General features: G+C 48.5%; 18 protein-coding genes. 4 read left to right on the top strand and 14 right to left on the bottom strand.

Annotated features, from left to right (window positions below):
* Window positions 1-48: 48 nt before the first annotated feature.
* The 11 genes from BBD42_RS16175 to BBD42_RS16125 form a co-directional block, all read right to left on the bottom strand.
* Window positions 49-708 (bottom strand): response regulator, encoded by a 660-nt coding sequence (locus BBD42_RS16175; protein ID WP_056040989.1) that lies wholly within the window; start codon window positions 706-708, stop codon window positions 49-51.
* A 40-nt stretch (window positions 709-748) separates the two neighbouring features.
* Window positions 749-1,834, bottom strand: a complete 1,086-nt coding sequence (locus BBD42_RS16170; protein WP_237163115.1) for a sensor histidine kinase — start codon at window positions 1,832-1,834, stop codon at window positions 749-751.
* A 79-nt stretch (window positions 1,835-1,913) separates the two neighbouring features.
* A complete protein-coding gene (locus tag BBD42_RS16165; protein WP_056040988.1) occupies window positions 1,914-2,606 on the bottom strand; it encodes a PspA/IM30 family protein in 693 nt (230 codons plus the stop codon).
* A gap of 2 nt (window positions 2,607-2,608) precedes the next feature.
* A complete protein-coding gene (locus BBD42_RS16160) occupies window positions 2,609-3,106 on the bottom strand; it encodes a PspC domain-containing protein (protein ID WP_063892659.1) in 498 nt (165 codons plus the stop codon).
* 5 nt (window positions 3,107-3,111) lie between these two features.
* Window positions 3,112-3,786, bottom strand: coding sequence for a PspA/IM30 family protein (locus BBD42_RS16155; protein ID WP_046232873.1), 675 nt, complete (start codon window positions 3,784-3,786; stop codon window positions 3,112-3,114).
* A gap of 33 nt (window positions 3,787-3,819) precedes the next feature.
* A complete protein-coding gene (locus BBD42_RS16150) occupies window positions 3,820-4,116 on the bottom strand; it encodes a LiaF transmembrane domain-containing protein (protein WP_056040985.1) in 297 nt (98 codons plus the stop codon).
* A 422-nt stretch (window positions 4,117-4,538) separates the two neighbouring features.
* Complete coding sequence (locus tag BBD42_RS16145) at window positions 4,539-6,107, bottom strand: ABC transporter substrate-binding protein (RefSeq protein WP_099518983.1); 1,569 nt, start codon at window positions 6,105-6,107, stop codon at window positions 4,539-4,541.
* An 86-nt stretch (window positions 6,108-6,193) separates the two neighbouring features.
* Window positions 6,194-7,123 carry a carbohydrate ABC transporter permease gene (locus BBD42_RS16140; RefSeq protein WP_056040981.1) on the bottom strand — a complete coding sequence of 310 codons (930 nt, stop codon included), beginning with the start codon at window positions 7,121-7,123 and terminating at the stop codon, window positions 6,194-6,196.
* Window positions 7,124-7,155: 32 nt separating this feature from the next.
* Window positions 7,156-8,070, bottom strand: a complete 915-nt coding sequence (locus BBD42_RS16135) for an ABC transporter permease (RefSeq protein WP_237163114.1) — start codon at window positions 8,068-8,070, stop codon at window positions 7,156-7,158.
* A 242-nt stretch (window positions 8,071-8,312) separates the two neighbouring features.
* The gene (locus BBD42_RS16130; protein ID WP_099518982.1) at window positions 8,313-9,920 is read right to left on the bottom strand and encodes a helix-turn-helix domain-containing protein; all 1,608 of its coding nucleotides are present in this window, start codon (window positions 9,918-9,920) and stop codon (window positions 8,313-8,315) included.
* Entirely contained in the window at window positions 9,913-11,676 is a 1,764-nt protein-coding gene (locus tag BBD42_RS16125; RefSeq protein ID WP_099518981.1) for a sensor histidine kinase, read from the bottom strand. The genes BBD42_RS16130 and BBD42_RS16125 overlap by 8 nt, the downstream gene beginning before the upstream one ends.
* Window positions 11,677-11,956: 280 nt before the next feature.
* Between BBD42_RS16125 and BBD42_RS32675 the strand changes: the two genes are divergently transcribed.
* On the top strand, window positions 11,957-13,468 hold the full coding sequence (locus BBD42_RS32675; RefSeq protein WP_099518980.1) for a methyl-accepting chemotaxis protein: 1,512 nt from the start codon (window positions 11,957-11,959) through the stop codon (window positions 13,466-13,468).
* Between the two features lie 104 nt (window positions 13,469-13,572).
* On the opposite strand, the gene BBD42_RS16115 is transcribed toward BBD42_RS32675, so the two are convergent.
* The gene (locus BBD42_RS16115) at window positions 13,573-14,061 is read right to left on the bottom strand and encodes a SitI3 family protein (RefSeq protein ID WP_099518979.1); all 489 of its coding nucleotides are present in this window, start codon (window positions 14,059-14,061) and stop codon (window positions 13,573-13,575) included.
* Window positions 14,062-14,270: 209 nt separating this feature from the next.
* On the opposite strand from BBD42_RS16115, the gene BBD42_RS16110 reads away from it, so the two are divergent.
* Window positions 14,271-15,308 carry an NAD(P)/FAD-dependent oxidoreductase gene (locus BBD42_RS16110; RefSeq protein WP_099518978.1) on the top strand — a complete coding sequence of 346 codons (1,038 nt, stop codon included), beginning with the start codon at window positions 14,271-14,273 and terminating at the stop codon, window positions 15,306-15,308.
* 116 nt (window positions 15,309-15,424) lie between these two features.
* Here the strand turns inward: BBD42_RS16110 and BBD42_RS16105 are convergent, their stop codons facing one another.
* Window positions 15,425-15,802 carry a VOC family protein gene (locus tag BBD42_RS16105; RefSeq protein WP_099518977.1) on the bottom strand — a complete coding sequence of 126 codons (378 nt, stop codon included), beginning with the start codon at window positions 15,800-15,802 and terminating at the stop codon, window positions 15,425-15,427.
* Between the two features lie 208 nt (window positions 15,803-16,010).
* On the opposite strand from BBD42_RS16105, the gene BBD42_RS16100 reads away from it, so the two are divergent.
* Entirely contained in the window at window positions 16,011-16,496 is a 486-nt protein-coding gene (locus tag BBD42_RS16100) for an RNA polymerase sigma factor (protein WP_099518976.1), read from the top strand.
* Window positions 16,496-17,167, top strand: coding sequence for a zf-HC2 domain-containing protein (locus tag BBD42_RS16095; RefSeq protein WP_099518975.1), 672 nt, complete (start codon window positions 16,496-16,498; stop codon window positions 17,165-17,167). The genes BBD42_RS16100 and BBD42_RS16095 overlap by 1 nt, the downstream gene beginning before the upstream one ends.
* Before the next feature lie 165 nt (window positions 17,168-17,332).
* On the opposite strand, the gene BBD42_RS16090 is transcribed toward BBD42_RS16095, so the two are convergent.
* The gene (locus tag BBD42_RS16090) at window positions 17,333-18,313 is read right to left on the bottom strand and encodes a cell wall hydrolase (RefSeq protein ID WP_099518974.1); all 981 of its coding nucleotides are present in this window, start codon (window positions 18,311-18,313) and stop codon (window positions 17,333-17,335) included.
* Between the last annotated feature and the right edge of the window lie 66 nt (window positions 18,314-18,379).

Raw genomic sequence — 18,379 nt, 5'->3', positions numbered from 1 at the left:
CAATACCTTTCCAAATAAATTCAAAAAAATAAGCAAGGAAATTGCCTCCTATTCGGCAATTCCTTGCTTATGTGCGTATATGGCAGCCTGTGTCCGGTCATCTACGTTAAGCTTATTGAAAATGTTCGTAATATGAAACTTTACGGTTTTCACCCCAATGAACAGCTCATCCGCGATTTCCTGATTCGACATCCCCTGTGCGACCCGCTTCAGCACATCCATCTCGCGGTCGGTCAAATCATCATGCAGCGGAGCTACGACGGGCTGCTTAGGCTGGCGCATGCGGCTCATCATCTTCGCCGCTACTTGCGATTCCAGCACCGATTGCCCGCGTGCGGCCGCTCGGATCGCATCCGCGATTTCGTTCGCTCTCGATGTTTTCAATAAATAACTGAACGCACCGGCTTCAATGACCGGATACAACTTGCTGTCATCGAGATAGCTCGTCAGAACGATGACCTTGCAATCCGGGTACAATTCCAGCAGCTTCGCTGTTGTCTCCACGCCATCCATGCCATCCATCACCAAATCCATCAGCACAACATCCGGCTTATACGATTGGGCCATACGAATACCGTCATACCCGTTGCTTGCTTCTCCGACTACTTCTATGCCTTCTTCCGTATCCAATACGGCAGCAAGGCCGATTCTCACCATCTCGTGATCATCTACCAGCAGCACTTTTACGGGTGCAGCTAATTGTTCCATCGACTCCACACGGCTCCCCCACTTTCGTCCTTTTCAGTGTTTACCCATTTATGTCCAGCGGCACCGTAATATGAATCAGCGTGCCCTCCCCAGGGCGTGATGACATATACAGCTTGCCGCGCAGCTCATTAACCCGCTCCTCCATCGTGAGCAAGCCATAGGAGGTTTTCTTCTTCTGCTCCAAATCAAAGCCTACACCGCTATCCTGAAGCAGCATGCATACCGCTCCATCCTCCCGATAAAGCTTTATGTCCATTGTATCCGCTTTGGCATGTCTAAGTGTATTGGACAATGCCTCCTGCGCAATGCGGAACAAATGATCCTCCGCCGCCGGCTTCATCGTTATGGAATCATCCAACGACAAATCAATTGTCATCGGCACTTTTTCCTTAAGCTCTCCAACGAGCAGCGTCAGTGCTTGAGCGAGGTTTTTGCCATCGAGGTGTACGGGCCGCAAATGGAGCAGCAGCGCTCTCATCTCCGACTGGGCCACGGAGGCCATCTCTTCAATCAGCTGCACCTGCCGGCGCGCTCGTTCCCAATCGCGCTCAATCGTCCGGCTGACCGCCGTCGCCGTCATCGAAATTGCGAATAGCTGCTGGCTGACCGCATCGTGAAGCTCGCGCGCAAGCCGCTGGCGTTCTTCAATAACCGCAGAAAATTTAACCTTCTCCGTCCATACATCATCCTGCTCTTCCCGTTGTATGCTTTCGGAGTGCTCATCATGCTCAGCTGAATCAATCGTCACCGGATAGCTGCGTTTGCGCTGCTGCTCGGTCAACCGCTTAATGACCTCACGCAGCTTCGAATTTTGCAAATAATTGTTCAAAGCAACAATTGCCATTGCTGCTCCAGTAATCGCAAGCCCAATAACCGCCCATTTCGCCTGCAGCGTAAATAAATTCACATAACCGATGCCTTGCAGCATAATGACTGCGAGGCTAAGTATAATAAGAAGCCATAGGAGCGACTCCGTTAAGTTTTTGCGCCGATTGGCTGCGTCCCGCCCATTGCGCTGGCCGCCCAGTTTCTGCTGATGATGGCTTGGGCCTGATAACGGCGGCCTTTGATCCTGTTGCTGCTGCGTAATAGGCTGATCTCCTTGCAAGGGCTTCTCTTCGGCCAACCTGCTCACTCCTTAAACGACAAGCAAGAAGGAGCAGACCGGTTGCCCGGTCCGCTCTCTTCTCATCCTGCGGGTTGTATTATTCCTGCGGTGCTTTATCCAGCTTCAGCTTGTTTTTGAGCGCATCCAGCTGCTCATCCACTTTAAGCTGTTTTTCGGCTTCTACTGCATTAAATGGTGCAGCCGTACCGCTGTAGGAATACGGTGTGCGCAATACATCCGCTTCCGCTTCCATTTGCAAAATTTTCTCTTCCATACGGTTGAAGCCTCTGGAAGCTGTGCCTTTATCAATGGTATTCGTAGTCGTCAATTGAGCAATATGCTTTTGCGCTTTCGCGACTTGAGCACGGGAAGCCAGCTCATTGCGTTTGTTGCGAAGCTGATAAAACTCGTCTTTCAGCGCGTGCAGCTGCTGAGTCAGCTCCTCTGCTTGCGATTTGGATTGAGCATACAGATCCGTGTACTCAATTACTTTTTGATCGAAGAACAATTTCTCTTCCAGCAATTTGCGGGCAAGCTGCTCCTGGTCATTGCGGATAGCCGCTTCTGCTTTCGACTCACGGTCAGCCGTGCTGCGAACAGCTTCCTCCAAACGCTGCTTCATGCGGCGCTCGTTGGCGATTTGCTTCGCTACTGTAACCTCTGCCGAATGAATTTCCGCTTCCATGTCACGCAGGTACTGATTGAGCATCACAACCGGATCCTCCATTTTGTCCAATACCTCATTCACCGATGCTTTCGTCATATCTTTCATTCTTTTGAAGATTCCCATAATTATAACTCTCCCTTCTCGTGTTTGGCTAATTTTGCGCGTAATTCATCGATTTCTTTACGTAGTGCCTTTTTCTCCAAATCCTCAAACATGCTGTCAAATTGCGACGAGGATGGGTTTGGCGGCGTCTGACCAGTTTGACCGTTCCATTGCTGCTGTGGCCCTTTCGTGAACGAGCCTTGGAATTGCGAACCGAAGTTTTGGTTTCCACCAGCACCGCCGCTGCCATAGCCGTAGCCATTGCCTTGCGATCCTTGACCGCCATTGCCGTAACCGTTGCCGAATCCATTTCCAAATCCGCCATTGTTGTAATAAGGCGGCTCCTTCGGAACGACCAGACCAGCCAGTAAGTAGATAAAAATAACGATTCCGCTCGAGAATATGGTCACTACGATGAGTAAAATTCTGAGCAGAGTTGCATCTATATTGTAGGCTTCGGCAATCCCGCCGCATAAGCCGAATAGTTTGCTGTCTCGTGACGAACGGTATAGTTTCTTCAAATCAATCAGCCCTCCTTCTGCAGCTTCCTTTTGAGCTGCTCCAACTCTTGCTCGATTGCCGATTGAATCGAATGGCCTGCTTCGGTAGCGAATTCTCTGCCCATCCGGCGCAAATCATGCAGGCTCTTCGCTTCCAGCTCCATGTTGCTGATGCTGTCTTCGAGCCTTCTGAACATGCTGCCCGGCTGTGCGCCTTGCTCGCCAATTCCGCTAAACCGTGCATTCATTCGCTGCTGCAACCTTAGCGATTCCATTCTTGCTGCATAATATTCACGTCTATCATAAACCGATTGGTATTCACTGCGCATTTCACGAAGCTGCTCTTCAAGGCCGAGCGTATTCAACCTGCTTTGCTCGTACAAATCGCGGTATTGCGCTGCGCGCTCCTCGCTGCTTGCCTTCTCGTGAAGCGCCAGCCTTGCCAGCTGCTCCTCGCCTGCCTTCAAAGCAGTCATCGCTTGCTGCTCACGCTTCTCCTTCTGCTGCTCAGCTTGCAGCCATTGGATCTTCAAGTGGTTGGTGTGCCCTGTATATTGCTCATATAAGCGTTCCGCCTGCAAAATGTCTTCCCTTGTCGACCAGAGAAACTGGTCAATCAGCTTAACGGGGTCCTCTGCTTTTTCCAATCGTTCATTTAGTGTGGCGACCGTGATGTCGCGAACTCTACGCATAATGCTCATTGGCTTCCCTCCTTAATCTCCATCTATATTTGATTAGTAACCGCGATAGCTGCTTTTTTTCAGAAGCGAAACGCCGTAAACGACGAGTCCAACGGCCAAGACCAGCAGGATCAAGCCTGAAAATTTTGAGAAAACACCGAGTGCACCGATCGTTATGAGAATGCCGCCGATCCATTTCTTATTGTTGCTCCAGCCAAGAACACCTAGGCCGATCAGAATGAAAGGGAACAGGAAGCCGATTAATCCACCAAGATGTACGCCGAGAAATTTAAGAACGATGAAGCTTCCTACTATCGCCAGGATAACACCAAGCAGTTTTTGATTTGCCATTTGTTTGTCACCGCCTTCCGTGTTGTGAATTGTGAAATGCCGCAAACCCAATCGTTTGTTAGTTCCTTGTGCTTCTTGCTTTGTTTCGCTTGTTTCATTTGCTTCGTTTGCTTCGTTTGTTGCGGTGTTGCTTATGTACTTATTGTAGGTTGTTTTGCATGTTTCTAAAATGGACCTGCGGCTGTTTTTGCACTGGACCTTGGTCGGGGAGGCATGCCGTACCGCAGTCTTAGTGCGGTTTTTTATGTGAAAACAAGCGGGCAGCCCCCTCTACCTGAGGAGGCTGCCCGCTCGCTTGAATTACGTTGTCTACCGGTATTTTTTAATATATAGAACAGGATATCGTAATGCTATCCTTTCTCTATATGTCTCGAACTGAAACGCGCCGCGCCGCCAGAGGACGGCTTTCGGCCGTTTCGCCTTTATTTGCTAGCTAAAAACTTGTCAAACTGGCTTTGCTTCTCAGCAATGATTTTCTCGATGCCTGCGGATTTCAGCTTCGCTGTATATTCCGGCAGTACTTTATCCACATCGACCGAGCCTGTTTCAAGTGCCGTCAAATATTGTTTGTCGACGTTGACAACTGCGCCGATCTCCGCTTTCAGAGACTCGCCGTCGAAGACGAAGCCAAGGCCAGGAGAAACTTTGGCATTTTGGTTAAACTCTCTGAATTTTTCCCACTTGTTCGGGTCCTCAGTTTCCCATACATAGTTCAGGAACTGGCTGCCGAACATCCAAGCTGCGCCTGGGTTGTAGTTTTTCGTATTATCAGTGGACTTAATCACTTCATCGCTAACCTTCGTATAATGGTCATTCTCGATACCAAAGTTAAGCAGATTGTTGACATATTTGTCCGAGTGAAGCAGATTGATGAACATCATAGCGCGGGCAGGATCCTCCGAAGTGGAGGAAATACCTAGCATCGAGCCAGCTGTTTCCGAAGTCGCAATCGTCTTCGTGTTCAGTTCCAGCTGAGCAAGCTTGCCAGTCATTCCTGTCTGGTTCTCAAGCTCTTTATCTTTGCCTGGCTTCAGCGACGAAGTCATCGAGAATACATTGCCTGCTTTCATAGCATCGTAGTTCATCGTTTGGTTCGTTGCTGCGTCGCTGTTAATGTAGCCTTTTTTGAAATAGTCGCGAGTCAGCTTAAGCGTATCGACATAACGCGCTACATCATAGTTCGCTTTAACCGTCGTGCCATCTTCATCTTTCAAAATAATGCCCGGGATCGACGTATCGCCCAGCGCGTCATAATTGCCGAAATAATGCGAGTTGAACGTCTCGCCGTCTTTCAAATAAAGCGGAGTCAATTCCGGATGCTTCTCTTTTACAACTTTGTATACGTTGTCAAGATCAGCAATCGTTTTTACGGCCGTCATATCGATGCCAAGCTCATCGGCAATGTCTTTGCGGTAAATGATGCCGCCTTGCGCTGCAAGCTCTTTATTCGTTGGAACGCCGTAGTTTTTGCCGTTGATTTTCGCGCCTTCCAAAAATACAGGATCAAGCGTTTTCAAAATATCTTGGCCATTTTCCTTGAGCAGATCGCCCAAATCGAGGAATGCGCCTTTTGCAACGTTAACGGCATGCTTATTCCATTGTGCGGTGAAAATAATATCAACCTTTTGGCGCGAAGCGATCATGAGATTGATTTTATCATCCCACGGACCCCAATCGATGGGCATTAAATCAATGGAAGCATTGATTTTATCCTTCAAATATTCATTAAGCTTCGCTTCCACTTTCGCTTCATCTGCCTGTGGTGCTCCTGTGTACACGAGTTTAATCGTATACGGCTCCAAGCCCGCAGCTCCATTGTCAGCTGGTGTTGCCGCCTCGGATGCAGCTGGGCTTGCCGCTGCTTCTCCTGCATTGCTTGGTGAAGCATTTCCATTCGCCGCACCACTGCCGCCAGAACAAGCATTCAGCAATAAAGCAAAAGTGAGCATCGTGGTGGTAACGCCAAGCACTCCCTTATTTGTTCTAATCATATCCCCATTGACCTCCCCAAAAATGATAAATCTATGCTTGCACCGGCATTGATCCGGTTAAAGCCCTTAGCAGGCAGAGCCCGCCGTCAGCCTTTTACAGCGCCGACGGTCAAACCCTTTACAAAATACTTCTGGAAGAACGGATAAGCGAACACGATCGGCCCAATACCCATAATCGCCATAGCCATACGCACTGTTTCATTCGGGAAGGAGACTTGGCCTCCCGCTGCGGCAATGGCCGATGCCGCGTTGCTGTTGCTCGCCAGAAACTGAATGTTGAGCAGCATTTTGTACATAAGATATTGGATGCTCAGCGTCTTGTCATCGGTAATAAAGACGAGGCTGAGGAACCAATCGTTCCAGTAGTTGACGGTGCTGAAAAGCGCAACGGTTGCCAGCACCGGCAGTGAAAGCGGCGTGACGATACGGAAGAAAATCAGCATCTCGCTCGCTCCGTCGATTTTGGCTGCTTCGAGAATGGCTACGGGAATCGTCGACTGGAAAAACGTGCGAATGACGAGCACGAAAAACGCAGAGACGAGCAGCGGCAGCACAAGCGCCCAAATGTTGTCCCTCAAATTCAGCATGTTCACGTAGACAAGATACCAAGGCACCAGCCCGCCGTTGAACAGCATCGTGAAGAAAATAAAGAAGGTGAAAAACTTGCGGTGCGGAAAGTCCGTCCGCGAAATCGGATACGCATACAGCGCCATAATAATGAGGCTGAGAATGGTACCGGCAATCGTTACGAAAATCGTAACGCCGTAAGAGCGCAAAATTTGCTGCCAATCGGTAAAGAGAAACTTATAAGCGGTAAAATCGATTTGACTTGGAATGAAGCTGTAGCCTTTCGTCAGCACATCCTGCTCATTCGATAGCGATACCATGACGATTAGAAGAATCGGCAGCAGGCAAGCGATTGTATACAGCATAAAGCCAATGTTGATGATCGTGTTCGCTGTAGGCGAAATCGCGTTGAACGGGTTCGAGCCCGATTTGCTCATTTCAGTTTGCATAAGGTTTGTTTCCTCCCATTTTTATCCATACTCTAAAACAATGCGCTGTCCTTGTCGATTCGGCGAACGAACCAGTTCGACAGGAATACGAGTATGAAGCCGACCAATGATTGATACAGCCCCGCTGCTGACGATAAGCCAATATCGCCCATTGCAATAAAGGTGCGGTAAACGTACGTGTCGATAACGTTCGTTACCGGGAACAAAGGACCCGACTCGCGCGGCACTTGGAAGAACAAACCGAAATCCGCATAAAATACCCGTCCAATTTGCAGCAGCGTCAGTACGATAATAGTTGGCATAAGCAGCGGAATCGTCACACTTTTGATTTGCTGCCATTTGCTGGCGCCGTCTATCGTTGCCGCTTCGTAATATTCGTCGTCAATGCCAATAATAGCCGCCAAATAAAGCACGGTGTAATAGCCGACATTTTTCCACGTATTAATAATTGGCAGCAGGAACGGCCATATTTTCGTCTCGAAATACCATTGGAGCGGCTCTAGTCCCAGCCATTTCATAATGGAGGTATTGACGAAGCCATGCGTATCATGCAGGAATCCGTATACCAAATAGCTGACTACGACCATCGATAAAAAATAAGCAAGGAAAATGACGGCTTGATGAAACTTAGCCATCAGCTTGTTTTTCATCTCATTGAGCATAATCGCAAATGCGACCGGCACAATCATATTCAGAATAATGAACGAAATGTTGTAAAGCAGCGTGTTTCTCGTAATAATCCAGGCGTCTGATGTTTTAAACAAATACTTGAAATTGTCGAACCAGACCCAAGGACTATTAATGATCCCATCGGCATAATTGACGTTTTTGAATGCGATGACGGTTCCTAGCATCGGAATATAGTTGTTGAAAATCAAAAACAATACTCCGGGAGCCATCATGACATAGAAGATCCAATATCTTCTCATGTTGGTAGCGAGCGTCATATTTTCATCCTTTCTCCATCCCTCTCTATGTTTAAATTGTAATGAAAAACGGAGCCTCTCATCTATCGGCTCCGTGACTGTATTAACGCTATAATGACTTATTTTAGAAGCGTGGTGAAAAAGAGGCTCCACTGCATGAAAAGATAGGCTTACGATGATGCTTTCCTGCGGAAAGCTTTAAGCGAACGCTGCCGCTTCTCCAGCTCAACCTTTTCATTCCGCTTCGCTTTTTCACCACGCTTCTAAATGTGCTGCACCTTTTTGCGGTATTCCTGCGGGGTGAGACCCGTCTCTTTCTTAAACAGCTTGGAAAAATGGGAAAAGTTCGAATAGCCGATCATGACCGCGATATCGCTGATTTTCGTATTCGTCTTCTCCAGCTCTTCCCGGGCGCGGGCGATGCGCATTCTGACGAGATAATCTGTCAGCGAATGCCCCGTTTCCCGTCGAAACAACCGGGACAAATACGCCGGATTCAAATAGACGGCTTCCGCCGCATGCTCGCGGCTGAACTGCTCATCCAAATGCTCCTCCATATAACGCTGCACCTTGGCTACGACCTGCGATACGTCCTTGCCCGCCGTTCCGGCATAGTCCGTTAGCTGCATGCATACTTGATGCGTCCAGCTGCGCATGCGCGGCAGCGACTTCATCACTTGCTCGCCTGCCTCCCATTCGCGCTTTGCGAATACGTCGGTTATGGCGACCCCCTGCTTGCTTAGCCACTGGAATACCATATTCATAAAGCCGAAATAAAACGAAGCCAGCTGCGTATAATCGCCGTTGTTGTGCTGCAAATGATCAAAATGCTCGTCAATGCGCAGCAGCAGTTCTGCCCGCTTGCCCGGTGCAAGCAGCATCGCCCAATCGGTGAAGGGCAGCGGCTGTGAAGCTGTCGATACGCTCGATGTCTGAATACTGTGGCTGCTTTCGTGTATAACGGCGCAGGCCGCATTTACGTTGCTGCGCTCCAGATCAAACAGCCGCTGCACGCTGCCGCGAAGCTGCTGGGCCACCGTCGCGGCGCCGATATAGCAAGACAGCTGGCAATGCAGCAAGCCCCGTGCCTGCTGGATGAAATTTTTGCAGCGAGCGGCAATCGCCTGCTCGTCCTCCTCATTACTATAGAAGAGAGCGTACAAAATGCCGTTTCCGTCGTGCACAATATGCCCGGGCTTGCCGCCCAGCACGAGCTCGGCCGCGGCATTTTTCACCCCGTAGGTCATAATTTCCTCATCGCGCGCCGACCATTCCTCCCGCCAATGCTCAATGCTGATCAGCACCGCACGTATTTCACTATCCGCACGCAGCGGTATGCCGTACGTTTCCATCGAAGAATCCAGATGCACAGGGGCAGCCGAAACCCGGTAATGCAGCATATCCTGCCAAAAACGCTCAATAAGCGCAGGCCGCTGCTTGTTCCACTGCTCATAATAATGGCTGTAGGTGCTGCGGATTTCTTCAAGCTCCTCCAGCTCCACAACCTTCTCAATCGCGTTATGGATGCAGGTCTTCAGCACCTCATGATCGACCGGCTTCAGCAAATAATCGAAGCAATCCAGCTGCACCGCCTGCTGCGCATATTTAAAATCCGCATGGCCTGTCAAAAACACGGTGACCGAGGAAGGAGAATGCTCATTGACCCACTCCAATAGCTGAATGCCATTCAAATCAGGCATATCAATATCCGACAGCACAATGTGCACCTTTTCCTGCAGCAGCACTTCTTTGGCTTCCTCCGCATCGCAGGCGGTAAACAGCTGGCCTATCGGCACATCCGACCAATTAATGCCCTGCACAATGCCGCGAACGGCAATATCCTCATCATCTACTACTAGCAAATTATACATTCGAAATTAGCTCCTCTTCCCCTACCGGGAATCGAATGGTAACGGCAGCGCCGCCTTCTTCTACATTTTTAAACGTAATAGCTGCCCGTTCGCCATAAATTAATTGCAGCCGATGGATGACATTCATAATGCCGAGCCTGCTCGTCTCGCCTTCGATAAGCGGAATTTTGCGCTGCAGCTTGTCCAGCATCGGTTCCGAGAAGCCCGTTCCGTTATCGGTAATCGTCAAATAAAATCCGCCATCCTTTTGCGCCTCTACCCCAATATGTATGATGAATGGCTTGCGGCGGTTTTTGAACCCATGAATAATGGCATTTTCCACAAAAGGCTGCACCGTCAGCGCCGCGACCTTATAGTTTCTTACAAATTCCGGCACGTCATATGTAAATTGCAGCTTGTCCGGGAAGCGCATTTTCTGAATCGTAATATAGTTGTCGATATGATCCAGCTCCTCGCTGAGCATGATCATGTCGCGGTTCGACCGCATAATAAAGCGGAAATAATCGGCAAGATGCAGGGACATTTTTTTCACCGATTCCGTATCGCCAAGCGCCGCTAAATTATAAACAATGTTCAGGCTGTTCATATAAAAATGCGGGTTGATTTGCGCTTGAAGCTGCCGCAGCTCCCCCTGCTTGACGCGCAGCTGCTCCTCGTAAACGTCGATTTTGAGCGTCGTAATTTGCTCCGCCATTTTGTTGAAGGTGTTGCCGAGAAAAGCGAATTCCAGCGATTGCCCCGACTGCTTCGCCGCAAGGCGGACATCGAGCTGGCCGATGGCGATTTTTTTCATTCCGAGCATGAGCTCGCGCAGCGGCTTAAACAGCATATTGCGCATAAACAGCAAATAAATGCCCAATAGCAGCAGAAAACCAAACGGCGCCAGCAAAGCTGCATTTTGGAAAAAAATGAGGCTTTTCAGCAGCGTCTGCTCTGGAACCAGCACCCTGTAGGAGATATTCGCCAAGCTGCTGTTGCGGTTCAGCACCAAATACGATTGCTTCGTATCGGGATCGACGACCGAATTGGGCGACTCCGCCCTAGGAGCCAGCTGCCCATTCAGAAGCCGCGGCGCTTGCTCCGTCAGCGCCTGGGCGGACTGATCGCCTTCACGCAAATAAATGCCGTTGTTCCCGATGTCGCCATCGCTCCATTGAATCGCCAGCAGCCGCTCCAAATCCATCACTCGAATGATGCCGCCAACGTAAAGCCCATCTCTGACTTCAATAAAGTTAATGAGAAAATAATGCCCGGGAATACGTTCGTCGTATTTGACCTCCCACGTTTCGGGGTCATTGAGCAGCGCTTGTCCTCCCTTCGTCATCTGCACCATATTTTGCTTAATGATTTGCCGCGCATCCTCATAAACCGCATTGTCTGTGCCAAATATGATGTCATGCTCGTGATAGACGAAAATGCTGTCCAGCAGGCTGTACACGCCAACGTCCCGATTCAGCTTAGAATCGATCTGCACCTTGGTGAGCATATACCAGTCGCTGTCCATCGGAAACGAGGTGAGGAGGCCAACATCGGAATCCAGCACCGACATCTGATACAAATATTCATTGATCTCTTCCAGGTTATGATCCATCTGCCCGCCAAAAATATCTAGCGTATTGCGATACGTTTCCGAAACCTTCTCCCGAACAATTGTTTTCGCATACATATTATTGATGAGCATGTATACGACAATGGGGAGCATAACGCCCATAAAGCCGATGATCAGCTTCGTTTTAATCGATTGCCCAAACCTCATAGGCCGAAATCCTCCCAAAATAATCTACTAATTACTCCTATATTACCATTGAAAGGCTTTTCTTTGAATCATAATCTATGAGTTTAGCAGCTGTCATTCTTCCTTCGAAGTGCCGTCTAGCGGACGGTTATCCTTCGTTTTTGCCATTCAGGAAAAAAGACGCCATTTAAACCTATGAAAGTTTGTCGAATGCTGTAGAAATATAGCTTTTTAAGTGTTATCGTGGAGATAACCTGGGACTTTATAGAAAAGTTTCGCAAATGAAAAGGGGGACAACCATATGTTTCTCAAGGATGCTCAATCCAAGGCCATGACAGCCTTGCTAGAAGAAGCCAAAAAACGCTCCGAGCTATTTTCACAGCATGATTTTTCTCCATTGGCCCTGCCTGCTGTCCATTCAGACGCAACGAAAGCCATTGTAGAGCATTTTAATGCCGCCCTTCAGATGGTGACCCAGCAGGCCGCAGATGCGGAGCTTCGTTTACAGCTTGTAACGGAGGCTATCCAAGTTGGACTATGGGATATGCAGGTCATTGCCGGAGATCCGGTCAATCCGAAAAACACGTTTATTTGGAGCGATGCGCTGCGCAAAATGCTAGGCTATCACAATGAGGCAGATTTCCCGAATATACTGGACAGTTGGTCGTCCAAGCTGCACAAAGATGATCATGATTGGGTACTCGCTGCCTTTGCCGACCACTTGAACGATCGAACGGGGACAGTCCCTTACGATTTGGAATACCGCTTGCTGCTGAAAAACGGCCAATATCGCTGGTTCCGTGCGACGGGCACGACGGTAAGAGACTCGAAGGGCGTTCCGCTTCGCGTTGCTGGCGCTTTATTCGATATCCATGACAAGAAAATGAAGGATCAGGAGACTGCCGCTCTCGTTACTCGCTACGATCTGATCAACCGCGCTTTAGTCGAAGCTCCTTGGGATATGACGGTTGTAGCTGGCGACGTGGTTAATCCAAATAATGAATTTTGGTGGTCGCCCCAATTTCGCAAAACGCTCGGCTTTCAAGATGAGAGCGACTTCCCTAACGTATTCAGCAGTTGGAGCAGCAGGCTGCATCCTGACGATGCCGAACGGACGGTGAAAGGATTTGCGGATCATATGAACGATTACAGCGGTAAAACGCCGTATGATCTGGACTACCGCTTAAAGCTGAAAAATGGCGAATATCGCTGGTTCCATGCAGGCGGCGAAACGATTCGGGACTCGAAGGGCGTACCACTGCGCGTTGCTGGCACGATTCGGGATATTACATATGAGAAAAATAAAGATGATGTCGTCAAGCTGTTGAATGAGAAAACCGAGCAGCTTTCGCAATCGATTATGGATATGGTCAAAGGCATTAACAATGTAACGACCCAGGCTCAGGAGCTCGCCGTTGCCCAAGAGCAATCGACCGAAGCTGCCAATCATGCCAAAAATAGTGCCGATGAAACGAAAAACATTTCTAATTTCATTAAAGAAATCGCCAATCAGACGAATCTATTGGGCCTCAATGCTGCGATTGAAGCAGCGCGTGCCGGCGAGATGGGCCAAGGCTTCTCTGTCGTTGCCAATGAAGTGCGCAAGCTTGCCGTCCACAGCGCCGATGCAACAGTCAATATTGAAAACAGCTTGAACACGATGAAGGATTATATCGAGGAAATTCTCCAGCACATTCACAACATGGCTAGCTTAACGCAGACACAGGCCGCCCTGACCGAGGAAGTGAACGCCTCCATGGATGAAATTAACGATATGTCGCAATCGCTGGTCGATATTGCGAAGACGTTGTAGGTGCGGAGTCTTAAATGAAGAAAAAGACGATTGCCTCTCCTTTTTTAGCAGGGGCAATCGTCTTTCTTCTATTATTATTTATTATTCAAACTTATATGAACAGCTTATATATGGACAAACGATCTAAACGGCTGATACTCCATCGTACCGATTAAAGCTTTCACGCTGTCATGCTCCCAGAAGCCAAAATCATTATTGACGTAGAAGGCGTTATTTTTCCGGTAAAAAATTTCCGAATCGCTAAATGTCAGGAGGGCATCCGAGCCCGCCATATCAAGTAGGCTGAACACCATTTGGAGCATCAGCTCGCAAGCCTCCGGCTCTGTATCGTACGAATTGTACAGCTTAAAGCTCACATGCTGCTGGTACATAAATTCGTCTTCCAAATAGTCGGAATCCCATCCAAATGACATATCGAGCGTATCGATAACCGTCATCGAGAACCCGATTCTTTCATTAAACTCATCCACCCGAAAACCACCCGCAAGCGGAACCAGTTGCTCGGTCACAAAGCCCAGTTGCTTAAAAACCTTTGTCACCATCGACTGTGTCAACGACCGCTCCTCAAACATTAAGGAATATTGCAGTGCCATAAATTCCCCTCCGCTTTATTGATATCAGCATCCTACATAAATCATAGCAAATAGCTCTGAACGGATTCTGACCGGATTCTGACCAGAGCACTACTCGGAAAAAATTTCTTTTTTGCCATATGCCAATTGTTGACGCCCCCCTTATTCTCCTTTACTATAGAAAATAGTGAGTTGATAATGATTTTCATTATAATTGGAGGCTAGCTCAAATGTCTGAATCCTTGGAATTATTTGATGTAACGATTATTGGTGGAGGCCCTGCGGGCATGTACACTGCTTTCTATAGCGGAATGCGCGATTTAAAAACAAAGCTGATTGAAGCTCAAAATGAGCTTGGCGGCTTTCTGCACACATACCCGGAGAAAATGATTTGGGACGTCGGCGGCATTCCACCGATGCGCTGCGACAAGCTGATTGCTTGGCTGGAGCAGCAGGCTCGCACGTTTGACCCTACCCTTGTGTTCAACCAAAAAATCGTCGGCGTCGTTAAGCAAGAGGATGGCAACTTCCTTCTTACCTCGACAACTGGCGAGCAGCATCTATCGCGTACGGTCATTGTGACCGTAGGCCGCGGCATCACGCAAATTCAGAAGCTTGATATTCAGGGTGCTGACCGCTACGAGGTGACGAATCTGCATTACACCATTCAAGAGCTGATCTCCTTCCGTGGAAAAAGAGTGCTGATCTCAGGCGGCGGCAATTCCGCCGTCGATTGGGCAAATGAGCTTACAGGCATTGGAGCAGAGGTTATCGTTATTCACCGCCGCGACCAATTCAAAGCGATGGAGAAGCATGTCGCGGATATGATGGCAACTGCTGATGTACGCACGCCTTATTTCGTCAGCCAGCTGAACGGGCAAGGGGAGACGATTCACAGCGTTACGATTACCCATGCCGAGACGGGCGAATCCGAGGTGCTTGATGTTGATGCGGTAGTCGTCAACCATGGCTATACGAGCGACTACGGCCCGATTGCAGAGTGGGGCATTGAGCTGGGCGAATGGGCAATCAACGTCAGCAACCGTCTGGCGACGAATGTGCCGGGCATTTTCGCAGCTGGCGACTGCGTCCATTATGACAGCAAGGTCAGGCTGATTGCCGGAACGTTTACCGATGCTGTGCTTGCCCTGAACAGCGCCAAACTGTATATGGAGCCGGAAGCGGATCAATACGCCTACGTGTCCTCCCATAATGTGCGCTTCAAAGAACGCAATAAGCAGCTGCATATCGCCTCTATTAAAGCGTAGAGCTGCCTCTTCCATATACTGAATGCATATGCGTTTTGATTGCTAAGCCTCTGTCCGGGTTCATCCTCGGATAGGGGCTTTTGCGTATAGACGCCTGCCTTCGGCTTATTAATCGCTTAGGAGAGCCACTCTAGAAACTCAAGGCGGTTACCAAATGGATCGTTTAAATAGAAGCGTTTGCCCCCTTCATCTGCTCTGGCCTCGTCGTCGATTATCTGGATATGATGCTGAAGCAAATGCTCGCGCAATTCATCCAGGCTCTGTACGTGAAAGGCAGGATGGGCTTTCGTTGCCGGAACAAAATCCCGCTGTACCCCAATGTGTACTTGATGGGTGCCGCATTCAAACCAGACCCCGCCACGTTTTTTCAGCATTTCCGGCTTTGGAATTTCCGTCCACCCCAATATGCCGTTAAAAAAGCTCCTTGCCTCTGTTTCGCAGCCTTCCGGGGCTGCCAGCTGAACATGATCAATACCATAAAAATGATAAGCCATATATTCTGCCTCCTGTTTCGCATAGTGAAACACAGTTTCATTTTACAACTCTATTTTAAAGCGGTTTCCAATAAAAATCCAGCCTTTTCCACTGTGATACAGTAAACTAAATTATCATAGTTATGCTTTCAACCGGTTTAAAAAAATATTGCAGAGCAGCTGTAACGAAATCCAATGTTCACGCACTTATAGGGTAGGAGGTGTAGAAATGGAAAGCATGGAGCAGCTCTATAGCACGTACGCGCAAACGGTTTATAAATATTTGTACAGCTTGACGCAAAATGCCGATTTGTCGGAGGAGCTGACGCAGGAGACGTTTTTTCAAGCGATGAAGGGGATCCACAACTTTCGCGGCGATTGCAAAATGTCGGTCTGGTTATGCCAAATCGCTAAGCGCGCGTGGTATAGGGAGCTTAATAAAAACAAAAAAATGCCATCCGTCTCCTTGGAGGCATGTGATGTTCCTGTTTCTATGGGGCAGCAGGTCGAAGCAGATATTTTACATAAGGAAGATAAGCTCTCCTTGTTTCGCATGCTGCATCAATTGGATGAAACGACGAAAGAAGTGATGTACTTGCGGCTTTCCGGCGAATTAAGCTTTGCCGAGATCGGAGAAATTTTGGAAAAAAGCGAAGCTTGGGCCAGAGTAACCTTTTACCGGGGCAAACAAAAAATGATGAAAGGGAGCGTATAATGGGACAACAATTAAATTGCCATATTGTGCAGGATTTGCTGCCCAACTATATCGAAGGGCTGACAAGCGAAGACACGAATGAAGCCATCCAACAGCATCTCGCTTCCTGCAGCGATTGCAGGCAGGTGCTCGACAGCATGATGACGGAGACGGAGGGCTTTCAGGCGGCTCCACAGAAGCAGATCAATTTTCTAAAAAAAATCAAACGAAGACAGTGGATTATAGCTGGTATCAGCGTTTGTATCGCTGTTATTGTTTTATTGACTGCCTACTATTTTTTCAGCCCGAGAAAATTTCCTATAGCCAGCAGTGATATCTCGATCAGCGATGTCTATCAAATGAAGGATGGTTCCATTCATTTCCGAATTACAGCTAATGTGAATGGCTATTTAAGCAACGTTCGTTCGCTAAGCGATACCAATAGGGAAGTACACCAAATCTATGAGCGCAGGCGTTTCTTTTCTGAACAAGACAAAAAGCTTGAGGTATTGCCCGAATATTGGTCAGCCCCGAATAGTCCCGACCCTGCTCAAGAAAAAACAATCATTTACTACCAAGGCAAAAATAACAGCGACCGTCTCATCATTTGGGAAAAAGGCATGGATATTCCTAAAGCAACTGCCGAGCAAGAAGCTGACTATAAACGTTTGAATCCCAAGCCAGCTTCTTAGGTCCATACAGCAAGGTGAAACGGCTGGCGCCTTCCTTTGGCGGCGCGGCGCGTTTCAGTCCGAGAAATATAGAGAAAGGATGGAAACATCATATCCTTTCCTATATTTCAAAAAAGTCCGTTACGGCTCATTACGCCATAACGGACTTCTCTATATGTGTCGTTCCTATTTTGCGAAGCTATGATTGCCGATTGTCGCAATAACTTCCAGGCTATCCCAGAACGCGCCTTGGGATACATTGGGGTTAAAGAAGTAGATGGCATTTTGCACATTGTTCTTGCCGTTGAGCGCTTCCTTAGCTGCGCGCAGGGAGCCTTCATTGGGCTTGCTTTTATCAAGGAGGCCATTGTGGGCTGGCGGGAACTGTCTGCCGGAATAAATCACTTCACGAATCGTATTCGGAAAACGGGAGTCCTTCACTCTGTTCAAAATAACATTCGCCAAGGCAAGCTGCCCTTGATACGACTCATAGCCTGATTCAACCATTGTAATCTTGGCAAGCAGCGTCAAATCTGCTTCTGTAAACGGGTCCGCTGCGTGATCGAAAATCGAAGGAATGACCACCTTCAGCTTCGTACCTGCTTTAAGCTTGGTCTTGCTATCCAGTCCGTTGCGCTTAAGCAGCTCCGTCTTGCTGCTGCGCGTTTCCTTGCTAATCTCGTCTATCCCGTATTTGTCTGTTACTACTGCTGGCTTCACAGTAGCAAGCTCAATATCGCCTGACTGTGCATTCACTTGCAAATCGGCATGCAGCATTTCGGCAAACTGGCGCAGGGGCGCATACAATCTTCCTTCCTTGAAAACGGGAGCCGCATCCATCACATAACGCTCATCGTTGAAATAGACAACGGGCACTTCGTTTCCAAGTACGATTTTATCATTCAATGCCGTGTTTATCGTTACTTCCTCATTGTCGCTATCCCAGCTCGACTTGGCACTGAACAATTCAGCGATGCGGGCCACAGGCACATATAATCTTCCATCCAGAATAAACGTAGAATCATTCAGCACTACTTGCTTGCCGTCGAGTTTAATCTTCGCGTCATCCGCAGCCGAAGCGCTTGCCAAGGGCCCGATGCATAGCAGAAGCATTCCCAAAACCATAGCGAATATTAGCCGTTTAACCGGCCTGCTTTCTTTAATCATACGTACCTCCCAGAATATTGTGGACGTATTTCATTTGAAGCGATGACAGCAAACCGTCGCAGCGCC

Source organism: Paenibacillus sp. BIHB 4019, from assembly GCF_002741035.1.
Lineage (GTDB): Bacteria > Bacillota > Bacilli > Paenibacillales > Paenibacillaceae > Pristimantibacillus.
The sequence above is the reverse complement of the archived record's forward strand: the minus strand, read 5'-3'. Positions and strand labels throughout refer to the sequence as shown.